General features: G+C 64.2%; 16 protein-coding genes. 13 read left to right on the top strand and 3 right to left on the bottom strand.

All coding sequences use genetic code 11. The features are described 5' to 3' along the window. Positions 1–7: 7 nt before the first annotated feature. The 5 genes from rfaE1 to L6637_RS33335 all read left to right on the top strand — a co-directional run bounded on the left by rfaE1 (position 8) and on the right by L6637_RS33335 (position 6,991). A complete protein-coding gene (rfaE1, locus tag L6637_RS33355; protein ID WP_237873237.1) occupies positions 8–1,492 on the top strand; it encodes a D-glycero-beta-D-manno-heptose-7-phosphate kinase in 1,485 nt (494 codons plus the stop codon). After that, positions 1,489–2,772, top strand: a complete 1,284-nt coding sequence (locus L6637_RS33350; RefSeq protein WP_237873236.1) for an O-antigen ligase family protein — start codon at positions 1,489–1,491, stop codon at positions 2,770–2,772. Before rfaE1 ends, L6637_RS33350 begins: the two co-directional genes overlap by 4 nt. Before the next feature lie 138 nt (positions 2,773–2,910). Further along, positions 2,911–4,824, top strand: a complete 1,914-nt coding sequence (locus L6637_RS33345; protein ID WP_237873235.1) for an SDR family NAD(P)-dependent oxidoreductase — start codon at positions 2,911–2,913, stop codon at positions 4,822–4,824. Positions 4,825–4,826: 2 nt separating this feature from the next. Then, on the top strand, positions 4,827–6,047 hold the full coding sequence (locus L6637_RS33340) for a glycosyltransferase family 4 protein (protein ID WP_237873234.1): 1,221 nt from the start codon (positions 4,827–4,829) through the stop codon (positions 6,045–6,047). Beyond that, a complete protein-coding gene (locus L6637_RS33335; protein ID WP_237873232.1) occupies positions 6,044–6,991 on the top strand; it encodes an NAD-dependent epimerase/dehydratase family protein in 948 nt (315 codons plus the stop codon). Before L6637_RS33340 ends, L6637_RS33335 begins: the two co-directional genes overlap by 4 nt. Here the strand turns inward: L6637_RS33335 and L6637_RS33330 are convergent. Together L6637_RS33330 and L6637_RS33325 are read right to left on the bottom strand one after the other, a co-directional pair. Next, on the bottom strand, positions 6,979–7,986 hold the full coding sequence (locus tag L6637_RS33330) for an MraY family glycosyltransferase (RefSeq protein WP_237873230.1): 1,008 nt from the start codon (positions 7,984–7,986) through the stop codon (positions 6,979–6,981). The genes L6637_RS33335 and L6637_RS33330 overlap by 13 nt on opposite strands. After that, positions 7,983–8,942, bottom strand: a complete 960-nt coding sequence (locus L6637_RS33325) for a lysylphosphatidylglycerol synthase transmembrane domain-containing protein (protein WP_237873229.1) — start codon at positions 8,940–8,942, stop codon at positions 7,983–7,985. The genes L6637_RS33330 and L6637_RS33325 overlap by 4 nt, the downstream gene beginning before the upstream one ends. A 261-nt stretch (positions 8,943–9,203) precedes the next feature. Between L6637_RS33325 and L6637_RS33320 the strand changes: the two genes are divergently transcribed. From L6637_RS33320 to murJ, 5 genes are all read left to right on the top strand, one after another. Then, a complete protein-coding gene (locus tag L6637_RS33320) occupies positions 9,204–10,193 on the top strand; it encodes an NAD-dependent epimerase (RefSeq protein ID WP_237873228.1) in 990 nt (329 codons plus the stop codon). A 7-nt stretch (positions 10,194–10,200) separates the two neighbouring features. Next, positions 10,201–11,613, top strand: a complete 1,413-nt coding sequence (locus L6637_RS33315) for a mannose-1-phosphate guanylyltransferase/mannose-6-phosphate isomerase (RefSeq protein WP_237873227.1) — start codon at positions 10,201–10,203, stop codon at positions 11,611–11,613. A gap of 182 nt (positions 11,614–11,795) precedes the next feature. Continuing rightward, a complete protein-coding gene (locus tag L6637_RS33310) occupies positions 11,796–12,800 on the top strand; it encodes a Gfo/Idh/MocA family protein (protein ID WP_237873226.1) in 1,005 nt (334 codons plus the stop codon). 10 nt (positions 12,801–12,810) lie between these two features. Next, positions 12,811–14,010, top strand: a complete 1,200-nt coding sequence (locus tag L6637_RS33305) for a DegT/DnrJ/EryC1/StrS family aminotransferase (RefSeq protein ID WP_237873225.1) — start codon at positions 12,811–12,813, stop codon at positions 14,008–14,010. Positions 14,011–14,137: 127 nt separating this feature from the next. Then, on the top strand, positions 14,138–15,664 hold the full coding sequence (gene murJ, locus L6637_RS33300) for a murein biosynthesis integral membrane protein MurJ (RefSeq protein ID WP_237873224.1): 1,527 nt from the start codon (positions 14,138–14,140) through the stop codon (positions 15,662–15,664). Between the two features lie 25 nt (positions 15,665–15,689). On the opposite strand, the gene L6637_RS33295 is transcribed toward murJ, so the two are convergent. Then, the gene (locus tag L6637_RS33295; protein ID WP_237873222.1) at positions 15,690–16,388 is read right to left on the bottom strand and encodes a winged helix-turn-helix transcriptional regulator; all 699 of its coding nucleotides are present in this window, start codon (positions 16,386–16,388) and stop codon (positions 15,690–15,692) included. Positions 16,389–16,615: 227 nt separating this feature from the next. Between L6637_RS33295 and L6637_RS33290 the strand changes: the two genes are divergently transcribed. From L6637_RS33290 to L6637_RS33280, 3 genes are all read left to right on the top strand, one after another. Then, positions 16,616–17,128: an SRPBCC family protein gene (locus L6637_RS33290; RefSeq protein ID WP_237873221.1), complete on the top strand. Its 513-nt coding sequence runs from the start codon at positions 16,616–16,618 to the stop codon at positions 17,126–17,128. Positions 17,129–17,176: 48 nt separating this feature from the next. Further along, positions 17,177–17,602: a GFA family protein gene (locus tag L6637_RS33285; RefSeq protein ID WP_237873220.1), complete on the top strand. Its 426-nt coding sequence runs from the start codon at positions 17,177–17,179 to the stop codon at positions 17,600–17,602. A gap of 446 nt (positions 17,603–18,048) precedes the next feature. Next, positions 18,049–18,432 carry a DUF1127 domain-containing protein gene (locus L6637_RS33280; RefSeq protein WP_237873219.1) on the top strand — a complete coding sequence of 128 codons (384 nt, stop codon included), beginning with the start codon at positions 18,049–18,051 and terminating at the stop codon, positions 18,430–18,432. Positions 18,433–18,458: the final 26 nt, after the last annotated feature.

Genomic DNA, 18,458 nt, shown 5'->3' with positions numbered 1-18,458 from the left:
TTTGACCATGCCGACGCCGATTCTCGATTTCGATGCCCTCGCGCAAGCCATTTCCGGCCGCACGGTGCTGTGCATCGGCGACATCATGCTGGACGAGTTCGTCTATGGCGAGGTGTCGCGGATCTCGCCTGAGGCGCCGACCCCCGTCATCGCGGCCCAGCGCAGCGAGATCCATATCGGCGGCGCCGGCAACGTCGCGCGCAATATCGCTTCGCTCGGTGCGCGCTGCGTCTTCGTCGGCCTCGTCGGCGAGGACAATGCCGGCAGGCAGCTCGCCCTGGCATTGGCAGACTATGCCGGGATCGAAAGCGTGCTGGTGTGCGACCCGTCGCGGCCGACCACGCGAAAAGTCCGCTTCGTCTCCGAGCATTTTTCCACGCATATGCTGCGCGCGGACTGGGAGCAGGCGCTGGCTGCCTCCGATGAAGTCGAGACCAGGCTAATCGAGGCGATCCTGCCGCAGATCGCGCGCGCCGATATCGTGCTGCTGTCCGACTACGCCAAGGGCGTGCTGACCGCGCGCGTGATCCGCCACACCATCGATGCGGCACGCGCGGCCGGCAAGCCGGTGATCGTCGATCCGAAGAGCCTGAACTGGGCGATCTATCGCGGCGCCACGCTGCTCACGCCCAACCGCAAGGAATTCTCGGAAGCCACCCGCAGCCGCGCCGACACACCGCAGAGCATCGTCGATGCCAGCGAGGACGTGATGCGGCTCGCCGATTGCGAGGCGATCCTGGTCACGCAAGGCGAGCAGGGCATGACGCTGGTGCCGCGCCATGGCGAGGCCGTCCACGTTCCCGCCTTCCCGGTGAAGGTGCGCGACGTCTCCGGCGCCGGCGACACCGTTGCCGCCGCGCTCGCGGTGTCGATCGCGGCCGGCGCGGATTGGGATACGGCGCTGCGCGTCGCCAGTGCCGCGGCCGCGGTGGCGGTCGGCAAGCAGGGCACCGCCAGCGTCAGCGTCGATGAGCTGCGCCGAAAGATCCTGCCACATGCCACACTTGCGGCCGAGGAGAAGGTCGTCAGCGCGTCAGGTCACCTCGAGGCCCAGCTTGCCGAATGGAAGCGAGAGGGGCTGCGTGTCGGCTTCACCAATGGCTGCTTCGACATCCTGCATCCCGGCCACGTCAAGGTGCTGACCGCGGCGCGCGCAGCCTGCGACCGCCTCATTGTCGGGCTGAACAGCGACGCCTCGGTACGGCGGCTGAAGGGCGCCGATCGCCCGGTCCAGGACGAGCGGGCGCGCGCGGAGGTGCTGGCCGCGCTCGAAGCGGTCGATCTCGTCGTCATCTTCGAGGACGACACGCCGATCGACCTGATCAGGCGGATTACGCCGAGCGTGCTGGTCAAGGGCGGTGATTACACCCGCGAGCAGGTGGTCGGTCACGAGGTCGTCGAGGCCGCCGGGGGAACGGTCGTGCTGGTCGACATCCTCAAGGGATTCAGCACGACCGCGCTGGTCCATCGTGCGCGCGGAGGCACCGAGTGACGGCACTTGCAGGGGAGACGACCGCCCAGATGCTGTGGCGGCGTTTCCGCAGTCCGGCCGCCTGGAGCGAGACCGTCGACCTGTTCGCGATCCTCACGGTTGCCTCGCTGCCGTGGTCGACCTCGCTTGCGGCAATCTTCAACGCCGCGTTCCTGGTCTGCATGGTGCCGTTCCTCGACATCAGGGCATTCCTGCAATCGCTGACGCGTCCGATTTGTGCGGCGCCGATTGCGCTGTTTGTGCTTGCGCTGGTGGGAACGCTGTGGTCGGACGCGGCCTGGGGCGCGCGCCTCTACGCGCTCAGTCCCACCGTCAAGCTGCTGGTGCTGCCCGTTCTGCTCTACCATTTTGAGCGCTCGTCGCGTGGAAACTGGATCTTCATCGCCTTCCTGGTCTCCTGCGCGCTGCTCTCGGTGATGTCGTGGCTGGTCGCTTTCTATCCCAATCTGACGCTCAAGCCGGACCATCTCGAGCGCGGCATCTTCGTCAAGAACTACATCGACCAGAGCCAGGAGTTCACGCTTTGCGCGGTCGCGCTGGCTTATCCGGTCGGGCTGCTGCTGCGCGAGAAGCGCTACTGGCTTGCCGGATTGCTGACGGCGATAGCGCTGAGCTTCTTCGTCAACATGGTCTTCGTGGTGGTGTCGCGCACCGCGCTCGTCACCGTTCCGATCATGTTCGGTGTGTTCGCGCTGCTTCATTTGAGATGGCGCAGCATCGCGGTTATCTCCGCCGCCCTGATCGCCGGCGCTGCGATCGCCTGGCAAGCCTCGCCGCAATTGCGCAAGACCGCGGACACGTTTTCGCGGGACTACCGCCTTTACACCCAAGAGAGCGTGCCGACGTCCATCGGCGAGCGCCTCGAATATTGGCGGCATGCCGTTCAGTTTTTTTCGGAAGCCCCGCTTGTGGGACACGGTACCGGTTCCTCGCAGGGGCTGTTCGAGAGAGCCGCGAAAGAGCCCTCATGGGTTCTGGGCGTCAGGGTCTTTCCGAATCCGCATAACCAGATGCTGCACGTCGCCATCCAGTGGGGGATCATCGGCATCGTCATTCTCTACGCGATCTGGATCCTGCATCTGCTGCTGTTTCGCGGTGACGGGCTGGCCAATTGGATCGGCCTCCTGATTGTGGTGCAGAACGTCTTCACCTCGCTTTTCAACTCCCATCTGTTCGACTTTCACGAGGGCTGGATCTACGTCATCGGCGTCGGCGTTGCCGGCGGCATGGTGATCCGGGCACAACGGGAGGGCGCGAAGGTGGTTAAAGTGGGTTCCTGAGCCAGGGGGCTGGCAACCTCTAGGTAGCAAGGCTCCTGCCGGCGAGTCTTGTGCTGGCAAGGCTTCTGCTAGCAAGTCTCGCCGAGATGGGCTATCAGCGCGGCAGGTTACACTAATGGGATAATCATCGGTCGGCGGATGACGCGGCTTTCGCATCTTTCTTTGCGCAATTTCATGATTGCGCTCCACGACCTGCTCGCAACGACAGCGGCGTTGTTCGCGGCGTTTTATCTGCGTTTTGAGGGGGCGGACGGCTTCTATGACCGTTTGCCGCTGCTATTCCAAATCCTACCGTACTTTCTCGCCTTCAGCGTGGTCGTGTTCTTCATTTTCAACCTGACCACCACCAAATGGCGCTTTATATCGCTGCCGGATGCGATGAACATCGTCCGCGTCGCTAGCGTGCTGACAGTTGCCTTGCTGGCGCTGGACTACATCATTGTTGCTCCCAATGTCCGCGGTGCCTTCTTCTTCGGCAAGGTGACGATCGTTCTCTACTGGTTCCTGGAGATCTTCTTTCTCAGCGCCTTGCGCATGGCCTATCGTTACTTCCGCTACACGCGGGTGCGGCGTCATGCTCGCGCGGAGGATGCCGCGCCGACGTTACTGATCGGCCGCGCTGCAGACGCCGAGGTGCTTCTGCGCGGTATCGAGAGTGGGGCGATCAAGCGGATCTGGCCGGTCGGCGTGCTGTCACCGTCGGGCTCGGATCGCGGCCAGTTCATCCGCAACGTTCCGGTGCTGGGCGGCGTCGATGACATCGAGGACGTAGTTTCCGATTTCGCCAAGCGCGGCAAGGCGATTGCACGCGTGGTGATGACGCCGTCGGCGTTCGAGCCGGAGGCGCATCCGGAATCGATCCTGATGCGGGCGCGCAAACTCGGCGTGATCGTCAACCGCATGCCCTCGCTCGAGAGCGGCGACACGCCGCGCCTGACCGCTGTCGCGGTCGAGGACCTGCTGCTGCGGCCGAGCGAAAAGATCGACTATGCGCGCCTCGAAGCCCTGATCAGGGGCAAGGCGGTAATCGTCACCGGCGGCGGTGGTTCGATCGGCTCCGAGATCTGCGAGCGTGTCGTCGCCTTCGGCGCCGCGCGCCTGTTGATCCTGGAGAATTCCGAGCCGGCGCTCTATGCGGTCACCGAGGCGCTCGCCGCGCACGACGCGGGTGCTGCGATCGAGGGGCGGATCGCCGACATCCGCGACCGCGAGCGCGTGATGCGCCTGATGGCCGAGTTCAAGCCCAACATCGTGTTCCACGCAGCGGCCCTCAAGCACGTGCCGATCCTCGAGCGCGACTGGAGCGAGGGCGTCAAGACCAACATCTTCGGCTCGATCAACGTCGCCGACGCGGCGCTCGCCGCCGGCGCCGAAGCCATGGTGATGATCTCGACCGACAAGGCGATCGAGCCGGTGTCGATGCTGGGCCTCACCAAGCGTTTCGCCGAGATGTACTGCCAGGCTCTCGACCATGATCTTGCGGCGGGGGCTGCCGGTGCCAAGCCGCCGATGCGGCTGATCTCCGTTCGCTTCGGCAATGTGCTGGCCTCGAACGGCTCGGTGGTGCCGAAGTTCAAGGCCCAGATCGAGGCCGGCGGCCCTGTCACGGTGACGCATCCCGACATGGTCCGCTATTTCATGACCATCCGCGAGGCCTGCGACCTCGTCATCACGGCAGCGACGCATGCGCTCGGCATGGCGCGTTCGGACGTTTCCGTCTATGTGCTCAACATGGGCCAGCCGGTGAAGATCGTGGATCTCGCCGAACGCATGATCCGTCTCTCCGGCCTGCAACCCGGTTACGACATCGAGATCGTGTTCACGGGGATGCGGCCGGGGGAGCGCCTGCACGAAATCCTCTTTGCGTCCGAAGAGCCGACCCGCGAGATCGGTGTCGCTGGCATCATGGCCGCGCAGCCGAACGAGCCGCCGATGCAGACCTTGCGCAAATGGATCGCGGCGCTCGATCAGGCCATCGAGCGCGACGATCGCGCGACCATCAGGACGATCCTCAAGGATGCGGTTCCCGAGTTCGGGTCAACCGCGGCCTGAGCATGCAGTCGCAAGGCCAGATCGTCGTCGCGAGCCAGCATTATCCGCCGGATCCCAGCACGACCGCGGCGATCATGGCCGAGATCGCCTGCCGCCTCGCATCTGACCATGAGGTCGTGGTGCTGTCGGGCTCATCAGGCGCGTTGCCGCCCTCGCAGATCGGCCCCGACAAGCCACGGGTCATCGCCATCAAGAACCGCATGGCGGGAAAGGCGGCGCTGGTCCGGCGCGGCATTTCCGAGCTGCTGTTCGTGCTGCGCATCTTCGTCGCGCTGCTACGGCGCTTGCGACGAGGTGACGTCGTGCTCACGGTCACCGCGCCGTTCATGCTGCCTTACGCAGTGGTGGCCGCGGCGTGGCTCAAAGGCGCGCGCTCGGCGCTGATCATGCACGACCTGTTTCCTGACGTGCTGGTAATGGCCGGTCTCTTGAAGCCGCGCTCGGTCGTGGCGGGCGTGATGCGCGCCGCCAACAGCCTGATGTTTCGCGCCCTCAATGCCGTCGTGACCATCGGGCGCGATGCGGAAGCGCCGCTGCTGACCTATTCCGGCATGACGCGCAACAAGATCCGCTTCATCCCGAACTGGGCGACGCTGGTGCCGGCGGTGCGGCCGGTGACATCAGACAATCCGTTCCGCAAGCACCTTGCGGCCCGCTTCGTGGTCGGGCTGTCGGGCAATCTCGGTTTCACCCACGATCCGGAGATCGTGTTCGAGGCGGCGCGCCTATTGAAAGACGAGGCGGATATTGGCTTCCTGCTCTCCGGCTGGGGCATTGGCTTCGAGCGGCTGAAGCAGTTGCAGGCCGAAGCGAACCTGCCCAATGTCGGCTTCGTGGCACGGGTGGAGGATTCCGAGCTCGAGGCCTTCCTGGCTGCGGCCGACCTTTGGATCATCCCCTACCGGAAGGACGTGGCCGGGGTGTCGGTACCGAGCCGTTTCTATAATCTGCTGGCGGTCGGCCGTCCGGTCGTGCTGATCTCGGAACCCGAGGCCGAGGCCGCCCTGACGGTCGTGGAGAGCGGCCTCGGCTGGGTCGTGACGCCGGGCCGCGCCGATCAGCTCGCCGCCGCGATCCGCGCGGCGTCCGCTTCCGGCGACGGCGCCATGGCCGCGCGCGCGGTGAAAGCAGCATGGGGGTTCGATCGCGGCGTGGCGATGAACGCCTATGCCGCCATGATAGACGACTTGTTGCGCAACCCGAACCTTTCGGAGCAGCGATGAGCAAGGAAAAGCCGCTTGTGTTGGTGACGGGAGCGAGTGGCTTCGTCGGTCGCCACGTCGTGCCCGACCTGGAGCGCGAAGGATGGGCGGTTCGGCGCGCGGTCCGCAGCCCGCACGGGCAGGGCGACGAGGTCGTCATCGAGAGCATCGGCCCCGACACCGATTGGACCGCCGCGCTCGACGGCGTCGATGCCGTCGTTCATCTCGCCGCCCGCGTGCATCACAAGCACGAGGAGCACGCGGTCCAGCTCTACCGCAACGTCAACATCGCCGGTACGCTGCACCTGGCGCGCTCTGCGGCAATGGCTGGTGTGCGCCACTTTATCTTTGTTAGCACGGTTCTGGTGCATGGCCGCACCAACGAGGGCCGTGCCCCGTTCAGCGAAAACGACATCCTGACGCCGCGCGGCCTCTACGGCATGTCCAAGGCGGCGGCCGAGGCGGGCCTGAGGACGCTCGCACGCGACAGCCAGCTGAATATTTCGGTGATAAGGCCGCCGCTGGTCTATGGCGCGGGTGCCAAGGGCAATTTCGCGCTGCTGACGCGCGCGGTGAACCTGGGATTGCCGCTGCCCTTTGGCTCGATCCGCAACCACCGCGCCTTCCTGGCGGTGGAGAACCTCTCGTCCTTCATCCTGCGCCGGCTTGGCAATACCGATCCCGCGAGCAATTTCGAGGTCTTCCTGGTGGCCGACAAGGAGCAGGTCTCGACGCCCGAATTCATCGAGCGCCTGGCCAGGGCGTCGGGCAAGAATCCGAGGCTGTTCGGCATGTCGCCGGAGCTGCTGAGCTCGCTGCTCGGCCTGCTCGGCCGGCAGGACACCCATGACAGCCTGATCGGCTCGCTCGAGCTCAACGTGTCCAAGGCGATCGCAACGGGATGGCAGCCTTCGGTGACGCTCGACGAGGGCCTGCGGCTGGCGCTGGCAGCTCAGGACGCCTGAGGGCGGGAGAACCGCAGCAGCACGAAGGCGATCGCGATCGCGGCCGCCAGCAGCGCGATCAGCGTGACCGTCACCGAGCCTGATCGGACCGTGAGAAGCGCAAGGGCCGCCAGCACGAGGTTGAGGACAAAGACTTCGCCGACGACACGCGGAACCGAAAAACCGTTGTCGGTGGCGCGCTGGTAGAAATGCGAGCGATGCGCCGACCAGAACTGCTCGCGTCTTGCGATCCGCCGGAACAGCGTGATGGTGGAATCCGCGAGGTAATAGGCCGGCAGCAGCAGCGCCGCGGCGGGTTGCCCGTGCCAGGCGAGCTCCAGCAGGCACCAGCCGAGCAGAAGGCCGATCGGCAGGCTGCCGACATCGCCCAGAAACACTTTTGCGACCGGCTTGTTGAACGGCGCAAAGCCGAGGATCGCGCCGCATAGGGCGGTTGCGACCAGCACCGCCGGCCAGGACAGGTCGCCGAGCAGGCCGAGCAGCATTAGCACTGCTGTGACCGGCACCACCTCCGCCACCGTCATCAGGTCGAGACCGTCCATGAAGTTGACGAGGTTCACGAACCAGACACCCGCGAGCAGGATCAGGCCGCGCTCTATCGTGAGCGGCAAAGCGGGCACGATGCGAGCGGTCTCGGGCGCGGTGAATACCACGGCGCCGACGCAGGCGGCCTGCAGCACGAGCCTCACCAGCACCGGCAGGGATACGATGTCGTCCGCGAAGCCGACCAGCGCGATCACGATGGTCGCAATCACCAGCGCCGGCGAGATCGCAACGCCCACCCACGCCGCCAAGGCGGAAGCGACGAGCAGCGTTGCTGCTATCACCGCGATGCCTGCACCCTGCGGCGTCGGGATGCGGTGGGAGGAGCGCGCGTTCGGCCGCGCCAGCGCGTAGCGCTGGAGCAGGGGGCGGCTGGTCCAGGTGATCAGCGCCGAGATCAGCGCGGCGATCGCAATGGCAAGCAGCGATGGCACGATCGTGAGCGCGCTCACTCAGGAACCCCGAGCTGCGCCGAGCCCTGCGCGGCTTTCTCCGCGCTGAGGATCCAGACCAGGCCGCCGACGGCGCCGACGATGAAGACGACCGCGCCGAACAGCAGTGAGACGTTGACGCCTTCGTTCGCGGCAAGTCCGGCGAAGCCGAAGGCCAGCCCCATGGTGGCCTCGCGCACGCCCCAGCCGGCGATCGAGATCGGCATCAGGGTGATCAGCATCACCGGCGGCACCAGCAGGAAGACCTGGGCGAGGCTGACCGGTGCTGCGATCGACTGCACCACGCACCAGGCGATGACGGCGGTGAGCACGTGAACGAGCAGCGATAGGACCGCGACCCTCGGTCCACGCGTCGGGTTGAAGATGACGCGATTGGCGATCACGGCGCAGGCGTGGAGATGATGGGTCGCCCACCAGGTCTTCAGCCACGACCATTTCAGCACGCCGAAGATCAGGAAGCCGATGCCGCCGGCGAGCGCGGCGAGGTCGACCAGCAACAGCGCCGAGCGGCCGTGCGGGTCGGTGATCAGCTGATAGCTCCAGGGCAGGCTCGCGACGATGAGGATCGCCAGCGCGATCAGGCCGATCGCGCGATCGACGAAGATCGAATAGGTCGCCGCGCGCCATCCGGCGCCGGCGCGCGCGACCAGCCACAGCCGGACCGCGTCGCCGCCGATCGCGGACGGCAGGGTCTGGTTGAAGAACGAACCGATCACGTTGTAGCGCATGGCACGGCCGAGCTCGAGCGGCGCGCCGCATGCAGCGCTGACATCGCGCCAGCGCAGCACGCCGACGAAGATCTGCAGGAATGTCACCGCGATCGCCATGCCGATCCAGAGCAGGCTGGACACCGTGAAGCGTGACACCAGCTCGGTCAGGTCGACCTTGCGCAATGCCAGGTAGAGCAGCGCCGCGGATATCAGGATTTTGGCCGTCGACAGCAGGATTCGGCGCATCTCGCCCGCATGAACAGGGGTTGGCGAAGGTTGAGGTTACCCGACGCCAGGCGCCGAATTCGGCCGCTTTGGTATGGTTTTGGCGCCGATCTTGCAATAGCTCTCTTGCGATGTTGAGCTCTCTTGCAATGGCCCTTGAGCTCCTGTGGGGCTCTTTACCGTTAAAGTTGCTGGCTATTGCGGCCCCCTCGGGGCGACGTCTAAAGAGGCTGATGTTGCCAGTGCGGCGAAGCATGTCCTCTGGTTTGCTTTGGGAACAGGATGACGGATCAGGCGATTTTGGTTACGGGAGCCGCCGGCTTCATCGGCTTTCACGTCGCCCGGCAGCTCCTGGCCGAGGGCAGGCCGGTCGTCGGATTGGACAATCTCAACACCTATTATGATCCGGCGCTGAAGCAGGCGCGGCTGGCGCTGTTGCGGAGCGAGGCCGGTTTCTCCTTCGTGCAGGCCGATCTTGCCGATCGCGGGGCGATGGCGGCGCTGTTTGCGCGACATCGATTTGCCAAAGTGGTGCATCTGGCGGCCCAGGCCGGCGTCCGCTACTCGATCGACCAGCCCCACAGTTACGTCGATTCCAATCTCCAGGGCTTTCTCAACGTGCTAGAGGGCTGTCGGATCAACGGGTGTCGTCATCTTGTCTACGCTTCGTCATCCTCCGTTTACGGCGCGAACACGAAACTGCCGTTTTCCGTGCAGGACCGGACCGATCATCCCGTGAGCTTCTACGCTGCGACCAAGAAGGCGAACGAGGTGATGGCGCAGTCCTACAGCCATCTGTACCGGCTGCCGGTCACCGCCTTGCGCTTTTTCACCATCTACGGCCCATGGGGACGGCCTGATATGGCCATGTTTCTGTTCGTAAACGCCATCATGGCTGGCAAGCCGATCCGGCTCTTCAACCATGGCAGGATGCGCCGCGACTTCACCTATATCGACGACGTGACCCGTGTCGTATCCAAACTGATCGATCTTGTGCCTGTAGACAATCCGGCTGCCGCAAATGCGCCGTCTCGAGTCTACAATGTCGGAAATCACCGCCCCGAAGAGCTGATGCATGTCGTCGGACTTCTGGAGCGGGAGCTGGGTCGGACGGCGATCAAAGAATTGCTGCCGATGCAGCCGGGAGATGTGGTGGAAACGTTCGCGGATGTCGAGGATTTGATGCGCGACACCGGCTTTGCACCGTCAACGCCGATCGAGCGCGGGGTCCACAATTTTGTCACCTGGTATCGCGACCACTACAAGGTTTGAAACGACGATGGACAAACGCATTATCCCCCTGATCATGTGCGGTGGTGCCGGCACGCGGCTGTGGCCGGCTTCGCGCGAGGTGCGCCCGAAGCAGTTCCTGCCGCTGTTCGGTCCGCGCTCGACGTTCCAGGACACGCTGCTGCGTGTTTCGGATGCGTCGCTGTTCGACCGCCCTGTGGTCATCACCAATGCGGCCTACCGCTTCATGGTGCTGGAGCAGCTCGCCGAGATCGGCATCGAGGCCGACGTCATCCTCGAGCCGATGCGCCGCGACTCCGGTCCTGCAATCGCCGCCGGCGCGGCGTTCGCGCAAAACCGCATCAGTGAAGCGATCGTGCTGGCGCTCGCCGCCGATCACGTCGTGCAGGACAATGCCGCCTTCGTCGCGGCGTGCCGCGAGGGCCTCGCGGCTGCGAGCACTGGCCGCATCGTCACCTTCGGCGTCAAGCCGGAGCGGCCGGCGACCGAATACGGCTATATCAGTCCGGGTGAGGTGATCTCCGGCGAGGTGCACGCGGTTGCGCGTTTCGTCGAGAAGCCGGATGCGGTAAAGGCCGCGGACTACGTCAATTCGGGCTATCTCTGGAACAGCGGCAACTTCATGTTTCCCGCGGCGCTGCTGCTCGACGAGTATCGCAAGGTCGACGCGGCGAGCGTGGAGGCGGTCTCCAACGCGGTCACCAACGCCGGCCGCGATCTCGGCTTCGTGACGCTGGAGCCGCAGGCCTTTGGCGCGGCCAAGGCAATCTCGATCGACTACGCCGTGATGGAAAAGACCTCGCGCGCCGCGGTCGTGCCGGTGTCGTGCGGCTGGTCCGACGTGGGCTCCTGGCGCGCGGTGTGGGAATTGTCCGAGAAGGACGCGCAAGGCAATGCCGCGCACGGCACGGCCGTGTTCGAGGATTCGCGCAATTGCAACGTCACGACCGATCACGCGCTGGTCGCGCTCGAAGGCGTCGACGATCTCGTCGTCGTCGCGACCGCGGACGCGGTTCTGGTCTCGCGGCAGAAGGATGCCAACGGGCTGAAGCGTCTCGTCACCAAGCTGAAAGCCGTCGCGCCGAAGGTCACCGAGGAGCATCTCAAGGTGCACCGCCCCTGGGGCAGCTATCAGTCGGTCGACAATGGCGAGCGCCACCAGGTCAAGCGCATCGTGGTGAAGCCGGGCGGACGCTTGTCGCTGCAGAAGCACCATCATCGCGCCGAGCATTGGATCGTGGTCCGCGGTGCGGCCCGCGTCACCGTCAACGAGACCGTGAAGACGGTGCACGAGAACGAGTCCATCTACATCCCGATGGGCGCCGTCCACCGGATGGAAAATCCCGGTAAAATCATGCTGGAACTGATCGAGGTCCAGACCGGGTCCTATCTCGGGGAAGACGACATCATCCGGATTGAAGACGACTATCAAAGGTCGTAACCAGCGAACTCCGAATCACGCGACCCGGGCCTGAAAAGCCTGCTTTCTGCGGCCTAAGGCCCGGAGAACGTGTAACTTTTTGAATCAAATCGTGTCCGGGCAGTTTGGCCGGCATTCGCCACAACTGTGGCACCCGTGCTAGAAGCGGCCCGGGGATTTGCGTTGAATCGGGGTTTGCTCAGATGAGTTCCATGGGATCACAGCCGGCAAAGGCCGGCCTGCGCGTTGGTGTCATCGGCGCCGGCGTGATGGGCAGCAACCATGCGCGGGTGCTCGCCGGTCTGCCCGGCGTCAGCCTGGTCGGCGTGGTCGATCCTTCGCCGGCGCATCGCGCGCGGGCGACCGAGCTTGCCGATTGCAACAGCTTCGAGACGCTCGACCAACTCCTCGCCGAGGGCGTCGATGCCGTCACCATCGCGGCGCCGACCCATCTGCATCACGAGGTCGCGCTCGCTTGCATCGCCAAGAACATCCACGTGCTGGTCGAGAAGCCGATCGCCTCCACGGTGAAAGAGGGCCGCGACATCGTCGCCGCCGCGCAAAAGGCCGGCGTCACGCTGATGGTCGGTCATGTCGAGCGCTTCAATCCAGCCGTTGCCGCAGTCAAGCAGGCGATCGCGGGCGAGGACATTCTCTCCATCGCGATCACGCGCGTCGGCCCGTTCCCGCCGCGCATGTCCAATGTCGGCGTCGTCATCGACCTCGCCGTGCACGACATCGATCTGATCCGCTGGTTCACCGAATCCGACATCGTCGAGGTGCAGCCGCAGCTGTCGAGCGCAGTCGCCGAACGCGAGGACATCGCGCTCTTGCAGTTCCGCACCGCCAATGGCGTGCTTGCCCACATCAACACCAACTGGCTGACGCCGTTCAAGGCGCGCAGCGTCACGGTCGCGACCCGCGGCAAATACGTGATGGGCGATCTGTTGACGCGCCAGGTCACCGAGTGCTTCGGCTTCAAGCCTGACGGCAGCTACTCGATGCGGCATCTGCCCGTCGGCCATGACGAGCCGCTGCGGGCAGAGCTGATCGCCTTCCTCAAGGCGGTGCGCAATGGCGAGACCCCCGCAGTCACCGGTGATGAAGGCGTCGCCAGCCTCGAGATCGCAACGCAGTGCCTTGAGACGCCGTCACGGCCCGCAGCAACATCGCCCGCCCGCAAGGGCCCGCGCCGCGTCGCCGGCTAACAGCCATTCCATGTCGACCAGGCAAGAAGGCGCCAAGAACCAGGCGAAGAACCAGACCATGAACCAGCATCTGCGTTCCGAACCCATTCCCTTCATCGACGTCGCCTCCCAGCGCGTCCGGCTTGGCGCCTCGCTCGATGCGGCCGTCAAGCGCGTGATGGATCATTGCCAGTTCGTCAATGGCCCTGAAGTTTTCGAGCTCGAGAAGCAGCTTGCGGCCTATTGCGGCGCCAAGCACGTGGTGACCTGCTCCAACGGCACCGATGCGCTTCTGATGGTGCTGATGGCGAGGAACGTCGGGCCCGGCGATGCCGTGCTGTGTCCCTCCTTCACCTTCATTGCGACCGCCTCGCCCGCGGCAAGGACCGGCGCGACGCCTGTCTATGTCGACGTCGATGAGACGACTTTCAACATGGACCCGGAGTCGCTCAAGCGCGGCATTGCGGCCGCGCGCAAGGCCGGCTTGAAGCCTGTCGCGGTCATTCCGGTCGATCTGTTCGGACAGCCTGCCGACCACGATGCCATCGCCGATATCGCCGCGGCCGAAGGCCTCTTCATCATCGATGACGCCGCGCAAGGTTTTGGCGCAAGCTACAAGGGACGCAAGCTCGGCACCTTCGGGCTCGCCACCACGACCAGCTTCTTTCCGGCAAAGCCGCTCGGCTGCTTCGGCGACGGCGGCGCGATTCTGACCGATGACGACGAACTGGCGGCGACGCTACGCAGCATCCGCGTGCACGGGCAGGGCGTCGATAAATACGACAATATCCGCCTCGGCCTCACCGGCCGGCTCGACACCATGCAGGCTGCGATCCTGATCGAGAAGCTGAAGATTTTTGACGACGAGGTCGCCGCCCGCAACAAGGTCGCCGAGCGCTATGCGCGCGGCCTCTCCAACATGGTCGCCGTGCCGCGTCTGGCGCCGGGCAATACCTCGGTCTGGGCGCAGTACACGATCCGGCTGCCTGAAGGTACCGACCGCGACGGCTTCGCTGCCGCGCTGAAAGCCCAGGGTGTGCCGACCGCCGTCTATTACGGCAAGTCGATGCATCAGCAGTCCGCCTACAAGCAGTATCCGGTCGCCGAGGGCGGCCTGCCTGGCTGCGAGAGCCTGTCGCAGGACGTCATCAGCCTGCCGATGCACGCCTATCTGACCGAAGCCGATCAGGAGCGGGTCATCGCCGCCGTGCAAGGCGCACTCGCGGGGTGATTTCCTTCCCTCTCCCACAAGGGGAGAGGGCACAGCAATTCGCATCGGAAGCCGAGCCCTCGTCTTTTTTGATCACGTCAAACTTCAAAGCCTTATCGTCAGGCTGATGAGTCTCTAAAACAGACGCATGCTCGGACGCATTTTCACGGTCGGTGGTTACACGCTGCTCTCGCGGCTGACGGGGTTTGCCCGCGACATCATGCTCGCGGCGATCCTCGGCGCCGGCCCAGTGGCCGACGCCTTCTTCGTGGCGCTGCGGCTGCCCAATCATTTCCGCGCGATCTTTGCCGAGGGCGCCTTCAACGCCGCCTGGGTGCCGGCCTATGCGCATGTCCACGGCGAAAAGGGGGAGGGGGCGGCACACCTGTTCGCCGACCGCATCTTCACGCTGCTGTTGGCCTCGCAGGTGGTGCTGCTGATCGTCGCCTGGCTGTTCATGCCTCAGGCCATGAGCCTACTTGCGCCCGGCTTTTCGGACGACGCCGAGCAGCGCAAGCTCGCGATCGAACTGACCCGGATCACCTTTCCCTATCTGCTGCTGATCACGCTGGTGACGCTCTATGGCGGCATGCTGAACGTGATGCAGCGCTTTGCCAGTGCGGCGGCCGCGTCGATCTTCCTCAATGTCGCGATGATGATGACGCTGGCGGTCGCCGTCTGGTTTCCGACCGCTGGCCACGCCGCGGCCTGGGGCGTCCTGATCTCGGGCTTCCTGCAATATTTCCTGCTCGCCGGCGATCTCGCGCTTCATGGCGGCCTGCCGCGCTTTGCGCCGCTCAAGCTCGATGAAGACGTCCGCAGCTTCTTCAAGGCGCTGGGTCCCGCGACACTGGGTTCGATGGGCACGCAGGTCGCGCTGTTCGCCGACACCATCATCGCGACCTTCCTGCCGGCAGGCGCACTCTCGGCGCTGTATTATGCCGACCGTCTCAATCAATTGCCGATCGGCGTCATCGGCATCGCCATCGGCACGGTGCTGCTGCCGGAGATGTCGAAACGGATCACGGCCGACGATCATGACGGCGCGATGAAGGCGCAGCGCCGCGCTTTCGATTTCACGCTGCTGTTCTCGATCCCCTTCGTCGCGGCCTTTCTCACCGTGCCCGACGAGATCATGCGCGCGCTGTTCGCCCGCGGTGCGTTCTCCAAGGCCGATGCGGTTGCCGCCGGCGGCACGCTTGCGGCCTATGCCATCGGCCTCGTCCCCTTCGTGCTGATCCGCAGCGCGGTCGCGACCTTCTACGCGCGCAAGGATACCGCAACGCCGGTCCGCGCGTCGCTGACCGGCATTGCCGTCAACGTCGCACTGAAGGTGGCCTTGATGGGATCGCTGGCCCAGATCGGCCTTGCGCTCGCGACGGCCGTCGGCGTCTGGACCAATCTCATGTTGGTGCTGTTCTTCGCCGTGCGGCGCGGCTTTCTCGTGCTCGACCGGGCGTGGCTGATGTCACTCGGCAAATTCCTACTGACCGGGATTATCCTCGCGGCTGCGTTATGGCTGATCGCACGTGTCAGCGGACCTTCGCAAGGTGCGATGCGCTTCCACGATGAAGTGACTCTGGTGCTGTTGGCCGTCGGGGGCACCATCGTTTACGCGCTCGCGGTCCTCGTGCTGTTCGGCCGCAGATGGCTGGTCTCGCTGGTGCGCGGCTAGGCGCGAGCGAGCGAATGGCCGGCCTTCAACTCGCCAGTTTTCTTTCCTTGGCGAACGGGCTGAGACCGAGCCAGGTTTGCATCGAGGATGCGATTTGCCGGTCGCCGGTCAGAATCATCCGACGATTGCCCACGGCCGCCCGGACCGTGTCGAGCCCCATCCAGATTGCGGTCATGCTGCGCAGATCGACGGAAATATAGAGGTCGACGTCAAATCCGGGATCGATCGAGCACAGGTCGACGCCTTCCTCGGGATCGACGATCAGCCACCAATGTCGTTGCGTCGCTGAAAGCTCGGGATAGACAAACTGAATGATGTTTCGCCGCCTGGGCATCGGCGTTGGATTCAGATTTCGCCGCATATCCCACATCAGCAGTTGAACGTCGAGGTGCTGGAGCGACAGGTCGGCCTTGATCCGGCGTTGGCCCCAGATTCCAAATCCTTCGACGATGGGAGTGAGTTCACGTCCCGCCGGCGTCAGCCGATATTCATGGACGCCAGGCTCCAAAACCAACGCTTCCCGCGCGACAATCCCCGCAGACTCGAGATCCTTGAGCCGTTGGGATAGCAGTGCGGGCGACATTCGGGGGACACCACGGCGCAGATCGTTGAACCGCGTCGAGCCGGCGATCAGCTCTCGCAGTAGCACCACAGTCCAGCGTGTACACAAAACCTCGGCGGCCATTGCGACGGGACAGAACTGCTTGTAGCTGCCAGCAGCCATGTTCTCTCTCCTTGTGGACCATTTGCGAACGTACTGCGGAATTCGCTCGGGCTTCCAGTTCAAAATCTGTACCGGCATCGATTCAGTTCGTGAACTAGTGGCGCGCAGAAGGCCCTTGCTAACCCTCAGCAATGCGGACTTGGACCGCTCCACCGGGCTCAAAGGGCCGTCGCGATGCGTCGGCCAGGAGCCTTATGGCATCAACTCACAATGACAAGGTAATTGCGATGATAAAGATTTTCGGCAGGCCCAGGCTCTCCCTGGCGAGCGCTGCGATGTTCGGCACGGTGTTGCTCCACTCGGGCACGGCATCCGCCGTTACAGCCACGATCACCCGTAGCGTTGACGTGCGGGCAACTGCCCAGGACGTTTGGTCGCTGATCGGGCCGTTCTGCGCGATCAGGGATTGGCTGCCTCCGGTGGGGCAGTGCATCGAGGATGGCAAGGCGCCATCGACGCGCATTCTCGTCACGAAGGACGGAAAGGCGGCTTTCGTCGAGACGCAAGTCGCTCGGAATGAAGCCGAGCGCAGCTACTCCTACAAGTTTCTGACGAGCCCTCTTCCCGTCTCGAACTACACCGCAACGATCAAGGTGACTGCGAAAGCCAATGGATCATCCACCGTCACCTGGAACGGCTCCTATACTCCCGAGCGAGGGCAAGAGAAGGCCGCGAGCGAAGCATTGCTCGGGGTCTATGACGCGGGGCTTGCCGAAATCCAGGCAAGGTTCGCGAAATAAGGCCGAAGCTTCAGACGTTCAGCAGACCAGATCAAGGAGATCAACATCATGACAAGTTACAACGGCAAGTGCTTTTGCGGCGAGGTTGAAATCGAAGCGGAGGGAGCACCGGAGGCAATGGGATATTGCCATTGCTCGTCGTGCCGCTCCTGGTCGGCCGCCCCGGTGAACGCATTCACATTGTGGAAGCCGCAGAACGTGCGGGTGACCAAGGGCGCCGAATTCGTCGCCACCTACGCACAATCGGAGCTAAGCCATCGGCAATACTGCAAGCGCTGCGGGGGGCATCTGATGTGCGACCATCCGCCGCTTGGGCTGGTCGACGTGTATGCAGCCACATTACCAACGCTGAAGTTCGCGCCGGGCGTGCACGTGAATTATTCCGAGACGGTGTTGCCGATCAGGGATGGCCTACCGAAACTGAAGGATTTTCCGGCCGAGTTCGGAGGCTCAGGTGTCGCCGTTTCTGAATAGCCCTCTGGTCTGGACGTTGATCGCGCTGATCTTGTCCATGGCCGGAATCCTTCATGACCTCTGCTGAGCTCCTTCGCAGGAGAGCGGCTGTCTTGTCGGTCGGCGATCTCCTTTCCGCGGCATGCGGCCGCGGAAAGAAGGCTTGCCTTGATCTGTCCCTGCAACGCCATTTTGGATGTTCGCGAACACCTGTCGCCACTCGCCTGAAAGGAGTGCTTGGCTCCCATGCATCTCTTGATTTCGCGCGATTGTCCTGCTATTGGCCGCGCATGATTAAATGCTCGCGCAAAGTCAACTTCAACCACATGACCCGCTTCGGCTGGGCCGTGGAAGGAGTCGTGCGCTAGCAATTCGACGACGACATCTTTTCCACCAGGCCCCGCCGGCATCGGACGGGGCCTTTTGTTTGGCCACGCTCCCTGCCGGCACAACAGCAGGAGCGTACGATGCCACCACAACTAACGGATATCTCACCCGGAATTGGGGGCGAGGCCGCAAGGCGCGGCCTTAGTCTCTCGATCGTGCAGGCGAAGGGCGCGATCGACCATGCGTTGGCGGAGCGCCTCAAGGCGTCCGCCAAGGCGCTGGACGAGGAAGCTGCCGGACCAACGGCGGCATCGACGCCAAGCCTCCTCGGACTGCTCAAGCAAGCCTGGCTTGCGTTTCTGGCACGGCGCCAGAACCCGCAGCTCACCTTGCAGGACCTGAGCGACAGGGAGCTCATGGATATCGGCCTGACGCGCGGGGAGGTCGACTACCTCTCGCCCCAGCGAGCGATCGATACGCTCAGGGATAGCACGATGTATCTATGGAGCCGCCGTGGGATGTAATCGATCACGCGTCAGAAGCGGACGTG

Origin of the sequence: Bradyrhizobium zhengyangense (assembly GCF_022012435.1) — a bacterium.
Taxonomy (GTDB): Bacteria; Pseudomonadota; Alphaproteobacteria; order Rhizobiales; family Xanthobacteraceae; genus Bradyrhizobium; species Bradyrhizobium zhengyangense.
The sequence above is the reverse complement of the archived record's forward strand: the minus strand, read 5'-3'. Positions and strand labels throughout refer to the sequence as shown.